The following is a 6,341-nucleotide window of genomic DNA, read 5'->3' as shown; positions in this document are numbered from 1 at the left end:
ACGCGGAGCCATGGGGAGATCCGGGATCACCTCGGGCGCGGGGAGGGCGGCGGCAGAAGCCCCGCCCGTCCTGCCGTGCACGGTGACCGGACTCATGCCCGTCCGGCTCACGCGCCCAGGCAGACCGTAGGTCCCCGTGCCCGCTCCGGTGGCGGGCGCCGCCACCGCCGCGAACTCCGGGTCCGTCGGACGCGCGGCCGAAAGCGTGGCCAGCGTGGGGATGCGCATCTTCTCCGTGTAGCGCTCCTCCCCGAAGTGGCTGCGCAGGAACGCCCCGAGCGCTGGCGCACCGGCGGCCCCGCCCTGCGACTCCACCGCGAAGGCCTCCAGCGCGTCCGCGAAGTCGTCCGCGGTCGCGTACCGGTCCTCCGGCTTGAAGGCCATCGCCTTCAGGATGATGGCCTCCAGGCCCTCCGGCAGGTCCGGCCGCAGGGCGCGCGGCTTCTCGAAGTCGCCCTGCAACAGCGCGTTGAGCACCGCCAGGTCGTTCTCTCGCGAGAAGGGCCGCACGTGCGTGACGGCCTCGTAGAGGCTGACGCCCAGCGAGAACACGTCCGCGCGGTGGTCGACCTCCTTGCCCTGCGCCTGCTCCGGCGCCATGTAGATGTACTTGCCCTTCACCACGCCGGTGCGCGTCTGCACCAGGCGCGACTCGGCCTTGGCGATGCCGAAGTCCAGCACCTTCACCTGGCCCTGGTACGTCACGTACAGGTTGGAGGGCGACACGTCCCGGTGCACCACGTGCAGCGGCTGGCCCTGCTCGTTGGTGAAGGTGTGCGCGTAGTGCAGGCCCCGCGCCGCGTCGATGAGCACCCGCAGCACCGCCGGAATGGGCACGTACTGACGCCGCCGGCCCGCGAGCCGCAGCGTCGTGGAGAAGTCCTCGCCCGCGAGGTACTCCATGCAGATGTAGTAGCAGCCCTCGATGAAGCCCAGCTCGTGGATCTGGATGATGTGCGGATGCGACAGCTTCGCCGCGAGCCGCGCCTCGTCGCGGAACATCTCCACGAAGTCAGGGATGGCCGACAGCGCCGGCAGCATCCGCTTGAGCACCACGTTGCGCTCGAAGCCATCCGCGCCCAGCAGCTTGGCGAGGAAGATCTCCGCCATGCCTCCCTCGGCCAGCTTGCGCACGAGGACGTACTGGCCATAGGGCTGCAACAGCGGCGCGGACGAGGCCCCGGCGGGATCCGGGATGGGAACGGTGGGCTGGGGGGGTGCCATTGCCTCAAGGCCCTCGCGTTTTCAGGGTGCGCACCGTGAGTACGTCCGGGGCACCGGGACGCGTCATCTTAAACACCAGAAGGGGGGGCGTTCCCATGGGGGACACCCACGTATCGAAGCGGTGCTTGCCGTCCAGGGGCACGGCCCGTCCGTTGATGGACAGGCGAGCATCCACGGGCGCGACTCCCGCCGCACGCACCTTTTCCGCCGCGGCTGTCCCCTGACGCGGGCTGTCGACGACGAGCTTCACCACCGAGTTGTCGTAGACCAGCTCCAGCTTGTTCATCCGCCCGCCCTTGAGCGCGGCCCCCGCCTGCGACAGCGGCGTGACGGACCACAGGTAGCTGCCCTCGCCCAACGCCCCCGCCTCCAGCGCCGCGCGCGTCTCCGGCACCGTGCGCTGGACCACGGGCGTCGTCAGCGCGCCCGCCTTGTACACCGCCACGCGGTAGGTGCTGGCCTGCGGCTCCGCGCCGTAGGTGAACGTCACCGCCGGAGGCTTGTCCTGGTAGAAGATGGTCGTCTTCTCCGGCCCCTCGGGCACCACGTTGCGCACCCGCGCCAGTGCGTTCGTGCGCGACTCCGGCGCGAAGTACGCACTGCCGGAAGCCACCGGGGTGCCATCCTCCTTCTTCACCCGCCAGTGGAGCGTGCCCCGCGCCGGCGCCGACACGTTGACGGAAGGGCGGTGCACCCGGCCCCAGAGCACCCGGCGCGTGAAGCCCGCGTCCAGCGCCGCCTCCACCACCGCGTCCCCCTCCCCTTCCCAGGTGAGCGCCACCTCGGAGAGGCCCCGGTGATACACCTCCGCGCCCTCGCCCGGCCCCACCGCGACCGCCGCCGCCTCCAGGGCCTCCACCTTCGCCGTGCCGTCGTTGCCCACCGTGGCGCGCTCGCCCGCGCGCAGCGCCTGCCGCGTGTCGCCCCGCCGCAACGTCACGTCGCCCGTGTGCGCCGCCACCAGGAAGCCGGAGCCGGTGCGCCGGATCTCAAGCTTCGCCGCGCCGCCCCCCTCCAGCGTCATCTCCGGGAGCACCACGCGGCTGGTGCGCCCCGTGGCCAGTTGCACGGCCAGCATGCCCTGCAACAGGTTGACGCGCGCCTCGTCGGTGACGCCCTCCTGCCCCGCGCCCTCCAGCACCGCCTCCGCGCCAGGGGACAGCGTCAGGAGCGAGCCGCTGTCCTTGAGCGACAGCACCGCCTCGCCGCCCTTCGCCCGCACGCCGTCGCCGAAGGTGAGCACCTCGCCCTCGCGGCGCACCTTGCGCCAGCGGCCGGTGGCCTTCGACTTCACCTCCGCGGCGCCTCCCGACGGCGCGCGCACCGTCACCGCGATGGGCGCCAGCTCCACGATGCGCGGGGCCGCGGGCACCACCTCCGCGCGCTCGCGCGTCAGGTCCACCGCGTCACCCTGGGCCGCCTTCAGCGTGCGCCCATCCTTGGACACCAGCTCGATGGCGCCCAGCATCACCTCCACCCGGGCCGAGTCCTCCGCCACCGCGACCTTCACCTCCGACGGCTCCGAGCCCACGCGCGTGAGGCCGAAGGGCGTGAGGATGTTCAGCGTCACCTTGGAGCCCGCGCCGGCCGCGCTGCCACCCGCCGGCACGCGCGACAGCACGATGCCGCGCTCCACCTTCATCACCACGCCCGTGGAGTCCGAGCCCAGCGCGAAGCGGCCCTCGCGGCCCACCTCCACCGTGCGGCCTCCGGGGAAGCGCACCACCGCGGAGCCCTGGTCGCCCGTCTCCACCGCGTCGCCCGCGAGCAGGGGCCCGGGCACCGCCGGCCCCACCTTGCCCCCGCGCTCCAGGCGCACGTCGCCGGTCAGCCCCTCCAACTGGGCCAGCGGCGCTGCCGCCGCTCCCGCGTCCACCTCCGCCACCGGCGCGGGCTTCGGAGCTTCCTCGCGCTCACACCCCGCGCAGCCGGAGACGAGGACGAGCAGCGACAGCGCCAGGATGCGGACAGGACTCACTGAAACCTCGGCAACGGACGGGCGGCACGCAGGAAGAGAGACCCCGCGGACTTACCGGGCCTTCGGGAACAAATCGACGTTGAAGATGGCCTGCTCGCCGTCGCGCACGGTGACGGACTTGGTCTGCGGCAGATACCCCTTCGCGGACAGGGTGATGCGGTACGTACCGCCCCGGACGCGCGCCGTGAAGCTTCCGGCCTTGTCCGTGCGCGTGCGCACCTTCGCCTGGGGGATGGACACCGTCGCCACCAGCGGCTGTCCGCTCCGCGCGCTGCGCACCTGCCCCAGGAGCGTGGCCAGCTCGCCCTTGCGCTCCTGGGACAGCACCACCACCAGCTCAGACGCCTGCCCCGCCACCACCACCGCGGCCTCCTCCGCCGCGCGGAAGCCCTGCGCCGACACGGAGACGGCCACCGGCCCGGGCACGAGCCCCTCCAGCAGGGCCTCCCCCTTCAGGTCCGTGCGCACCTCGGTGGTGCCCGCGGTGAGGCGCACGCCCGGAAGCGGCACGCTGTTCTTGCCCTGCACCACCTTCACCTTGAGGGACCCGGTGGGCGGCGCCTTCTTGCGCAGGAGGATCCGCAACGGCGCGTTCTCCCCGGAGCCGCTGACGGTGGCGCGCTCCGTCACCTCCTCATAGCCCTCCACGCTCACCTGCGCGGACTGGGCGCCGGAGGGCAGGAGGGCGCGCACCTCTCCCTGCGCGTCCGTCACCAACTCCTCGCTCGTGCCGGGCGTCCTCAAGGAGGGAACGCGCACCCGGGCCCCCGCCAGCGGCGCGCCCGTCTCCGCGTCCACCACCCGCATCGGGACGAAGCCCTGCGTCGGCCCCTCCACGGGACGGGAGCCGCGCGCGTCGTCGCGCCACGCCAGCTCCAGCGCCAGGCCAATCCGCCGCAGCCGCTGCTCGGAGCGCAGGCCCGTGTCCGTCAGCGTCATCGTGTCGTGCGCCTGCTGCACGTCCAACAGCAGCGTCCCGGTCCACTGCTCGCGGATCATCACCGGGTGCAGCAGCGCCGCCCCGACGACGTAGCCCTTCGAGGACGCCTCCAGCCCCCCCGCGGCGTGCGCGGAGAGCGTCAGCGGCACCTCCCCCCGCGCCTCCAGTTGGAAGTCCGCCGGCAGCGCCACGCGCACCCGGCCGGACACCAGCGCCGCGTGCCGCACGCCCCGCTGCAACACCGGCGCGGACGGAAACCCACCGAACAGCGGCAGCTGCGCGAAGCCGTAGCCCGCGCCCAGCTCCAGCCGCACCGGCCCCAGGAACAGGCGCCCGCGCGGCCCCACCGAACCGCGCGCGAGGCTGCCGCCCGTCACCCGCACCGACGCGTCCTTCAGGTCGAACGCCTCCCGCTGGAGATCCAGCTGAACGCCCAGGGAGCGGCCCACCGGCCCCGTCCCCCAGCCCGTCAACGTCAGCGCGCCATCGTTGGGCGTCACACCCTTGTAGGTGAGCCCGGGCCCTACATCCACCTGCTCACCCTGGCGCACGGACAGGCCGTAGCGCAGCCGCAGCGAGGCGCGCTCCGGCTCCAGGGGCTCGGCCCTGGCGGCCCGGTGGCAGAGCAGCGCCAGGAGGAGGAAGAGCAGGCGCGGAAGGATGTCGGTGAGGGGGATCGGGCGGCGCAAGGCCCGGCGGAGTATAGAGAAGGAGGGCAGGTGTCCCAACCCGCGATGCCGTCATTCCTTCAAGAAGCGGCGCGGATCACGGCTGGCTTCTTGCTGGAGTGGAACTGCTTTGCTAAGCATGACGACGGTCGGTAGCGCCTCGTCTAACCTCCGGGATTCACTCCAGAAACATCGGAGCGCCGCCGTGAGCGGGGCGAGCGAACGCTGAGGAGCGCATACGCCCATGGGCACGCAACTGGTGATGTACGAAGAGGAGTTCACCAAGATCAACGCCGTTTGCGACCGGCTCACGAAGGACGCGAACGCGAAGGTGGTCTTCCTCGTCGACAAGAACGGCCAGCTCATCTCCTCGGCGGGCCAGACGCAGAACATCGACACCACGTCGCTGGCGTCGCTGACGGCGGGCAACGTGGCGGCCATGGGTGGACTGGCGAAGCTCATCGGGGAGAACGAGTTCCCCAACCAGTTCCATGAAGGGGCGAAGGACAGCCTCTACATGACCATCGTCGGCAGCCGGGTGGTGCTGGTCGTCATCTTCGACAACCGCACGAGCCTCGGTCTGGTGCGCCTGCGCATCAAGAAGGCCAGCGACGAGCTGACGAAGATCTTCGAAAGCCTCGTGAAGAAGACCGACAGCCCCGGAGCCGGTTCGCCGTTCGCCGAGATCTCCGACGACGATATCGACAACCTCTTCAGCGAGTAACCCGGGAAGCCATGTCCTTCATCAATTACTCATCCCGCGAAATCAACTGCAAGATTGTCTATTACGGGCCGGGGCTCTGCGGGAAGACCACGAACCTCCAGTACATCTACAACAAGACGGCGGCCGACACGAAGGGCAAGCTGATCTCCCTCTCCACGGAGACGGACCGCACGCTCTTCTTCGACTTCCTGCCGCTGTCGCTCGGTGAGATCCGCGGCTTCAAGACGCGCTTCCACCTCTACACGGTGCCCGGTCAGGTGTTCTACGACGCCAGCCGCAAGCTCATCCTCAAGGGCGTGGACGGCGTGGTGTTCGTCGCCGACAGCCAGATCGAGCGCATGGAGGCGAACATGGAATCGTTCGAGAACCTGCGCATCAACCTGGCCGAGCAGGGCTACGACCTGAACAAGATCCCCGCGGTCATGCAGTACAACAAGCGGGACCTGCCCAACGCCGTCACCGCCGAAGAGATGCACAAGACGCTCAACCCCCGGAACATGCCGGAGTACCAGGCCGTGGCTCCGACGGGCGTGGGCGTCTTCGACACGCTCAAGGCCGTGGCGAAGCTCGTCCTCACGGAGCTGCGCAAGGGCGGTTGATCGCTGCCTGCTTCCCTGCCTGGCGGGCGGCTCGCCTCCGGGCAGCCCCCGTCAAAGGATGGTATGACCTCGTGCCGTCGGGTTAAGCCGCCTTCCGAGGTCGTACCGTGCGCGTCGCATCCGCCACCTTCCGTCTCCTCGCGCTCCTGAGCGCTGGCCTTTCGGGGCCGGCGTTCGCGCAAGGGGCCTCCCCTGCCACTCCCCCTCC

The 6,341-nt window shown here is 70.9% G+C and carries 5 protein-coding genes; 2 read left to right on the top strand and 3 right to left on the bottom strand.

Annotated elements, in window-relative coordinates:
- From D7X74_RS38220 to D7X74_RS38210, 3 genes are all read right to left on the bottom strand, one after another.
- On the bottom strand, positions 1 to 1,224 hold a 1,224-nt coding region (locus D7X74_RS38220; protein WP_233602434.1), incomplete at its 3' end, for a serine/threonine-protein kinase.
- A 4-nt stretch (positions 1,225 to 1,228) separates the two neighbouring features.
- Entirely contained in the window at positions 1,229 to 3,202 is a 1,974-nt protein-coding gene (locus D7X74_RS38215; RefSeq protein WP_120537894.1) for a hypothetical protein, read from the bottom strand.
- Between the two features lie 51 nt (positions 3,203 to 3,253).
- Positions 3,254 to 4,831, bottom strand: a complete 1,578-nt coding sequence (locus D7X74_RS38210) for a collagen binding domain-containing protein (RefSeq protein ID WP_120537893.1) — start codon at positions 4,829 to 4,831, stop codon at positions 3,254 to 3,256.
- A 223-nt stretch (positions 4,832 to 5,054) separates the two neighbouring features.
- Between D7X74_RS38210 and mglB the strand changes: the two genes are divergently transcribed.
- On the top strand, positions 5,055 to 5,534 hold the full coding sequence (gene mglB / locus D7X74_RS38205) for a gliding-motility regulator GTPase-activating protein MglB (RefSeq protein WP_002637270.1): 480 nt from the start codon (positions 5,055 to 5,057) through the stop codon (positions 5,532 to 5,534).
- Positions 5,535 to 5,545: 11 nt separating this feature from the next.
- Complete coding sequence (gene mglA / locus D7X74_RS38200) at positions 5,546 to 6,133, top strand: gliding-motility regulator Ras-like GTPase MglA (protein ID WP_120537892.1); 588 nt, start codon at positions 5,546 to 5,548, stop codon at positions 6,131 to 6,133.
- Positions 6,134 to 6,341: the final 208 nt, after the last annotated feature.

Source organism: Corallococcus sp. CA047B (assembly GCF_003612065.1).
GTDB lineage: Bacteria > Myxococcota > Myxococcia > Myxococcales > Myxococcaceae > Corallococcus > Corallococcus praedator.
This window is presented reverse-complemented; position numbering and strand designations above follow the sequence as displayed.

Coding starts and splice junctions, on each gene's coding strand:
- mglB (WP_002637270.1), top strand. CDS start 5,055: ATGGGCACGCAACTGGTGATGTACGAAGAGGAGTTCACCAAGATCAAC.
- mglA (WP_120537892.1), top strand. CDS start 5,546: ATGTCCTTCATCAATTACTCATCCCGCGAAATCAACTGCAAGATTGTC.